Here is a 252-nt window from a genome sequence, read left to right as displayed (position 1 = left end):
GGCCTCAGACATGCCTTAACTTATGCAGATGACATGAAGTCTGTAGGACTAAAAACCGGAATTAAAAATAAGAGGATTGTCATTCAGGGAATGGGAAATGTCGGCTATCATGCCGCGAAGTTCCTTCAAAAAGCCGGGGCAGTCATTACAGCGATTGCTGAGTACGACGGCGGCATTTGCAATCCTAACGGTCTGGACGTTGATGATGTGCAGAAACATCGCCGTGAAAGCGGCTCTATTTTGAATTTTCCC

Annotated in this window: 1 pseudogene; it reads left to right on the top strand. The window is 46.4% G+C overall.

Features of this window, described 5'->3' with window-relative positions:
• Positions 1-33: 33 nt before the first annotated feature.
• Positions 34-252: pseudogene (locus PZC42_RS22085) on the top strand (hypothetical protein); the annotation flags it as partial.

This window comes from Isoptericola croceus, assembly GCF_029382255.1.
GTDB classification, from domain to species: Bacteria; Actinomycetota; Actinomycetes; order Actinomycetales; family Cellulomonadaceae; genus Isoptericola; species Isoptericola croceus.
Note: the sequence above shows the minus strand (reverse complement) of the source record. Positions and strands in the feature narration are given on the sequence as shown.